Genomic DNA, 1,140 nt, shown 5'->3' with positions numbered 1-1,140 from the left:
CCGGCCTGCGCCCACTCCCGGACGGTCGCCAGCCGACTGCCGGCGAACAGGTAGGACGGGTCCCGCCCGCCGTCGTCCCAGGTGGCCGCGGCGTCGGTGAGCCGCTGTCGGGTCACCGCCGCGGCACGATCGACCTCGATCCACTCGCGCAGCCGCGGCCACGAGCGCAGCAGCGCCTCGTGGGGATCTCGACGGTGTCGGCGTCCACGGTGACGAGTCGGGCGGCGACCAGCGCGTCGAGGACGGCGGAGACGTTCTGGGCTGACGCCGAGTTCTGGGCTGACGCCGACGTGGACAGCAGCTCGGTGCGTGAGACGCGGCGGCGGGTGTCGTCCGTCCCATCCCCGAACTGGATCATCTGTAGCAGGATCTGCCAGGCCGCATCCTGGCCGGCCGCGTCCAGCGTGCCGAAGGTCTCCTCCGCCGTCCGGGCGATGGCCCCCCGTAGACCCCCGGCCCGCAGGTAACCGGCCACCGTCAGAGTGCCGTTCTCGCGTTCCCGCCAGGTGGCGCGCAGCGCGTGCGCGAGCAGGGGCAACGATCCGGGGTCGGCGACGACGCCGTGCTCGTCGGCGCCGATGTCGTGCAGCATCAGATCGACCAGGCCCGGCTCCACCGTGAGCCCTACCGCCTCGGCCGGCTTCACGATGGCGTCGCGCACCTCCGCCGCGGTCATCGGCCCGACCACGACCTGCCCCGTCTGGAGCGCGTCCACCAGCTCCGGATAGGCCGCGCACCAGCCATAGAAGTCGGCGCGGACGCCGATGACGACGACCGCCGGTGGACGGGTGGCCCCGTCCCCGCGGCACGCGGCGACCAGCGCGCGGATGAACGCGCCGCGCTCCTCCTCATCCGCGCACAGGGTGAACGTCTCCTCGAACTGGTCGACGACGATCACCACCCGCCGGGTCGGCGGGGTGGTCCCGCCGCCGGCGGCGGCCGGACCCAGGGCGAGCAGATCCGACAGCGCCCCGACGAAACGGGCGGGTTGCGAGACGACGTCGAGCCGTGCCGCCGCGAGCACGGACAGCCCGGCCGCCTGCGCCACCGTGCGGGCCAGCTCGCGGGCCGGGTGATCCGTGGGTGTCATCAGGACCTGCGGCCAACCGCGGGCGCCCGCCACTGCGCCCCGGGCGAGCG

Annotated in this window: 1 protein-coding gene and 1 pseudogene; both read right to left on the bottom strand. The window is 74.6% G+C overall.

What is annotated here, in order from left to right; genetic code table 11:
- The coding region (locus tag KBI5_RS28890) for a hypothetical protein (protein ID WP_347272530.1) at positions 1–140 on the bottom strand (140 nt) is incomplete at its 3' end.
- Positions 113–1,140 (bottom strand): annotated as a pseudogene (locus KBI5_RS21880) (DNA-binding protein); the annotation flags it as partial. The gene KBI5_RS28890 and the pseudogene KBI5_RS21880, both read right to left, overlap by 28 nt.

It is taken from the genome of Frankia sp. KB5, from assembly GCF_002099325.1.
Lineage (GTDB): Bacteria > Actinomycetota > Actinomycetes > Frankiales > Frankiaceae > Frankia > Frankia casuarinae.
Note: the sequence above shows the minus strand (reverse complement) of the source record. Positions and strands in the feature narration are given on the sequence as shown.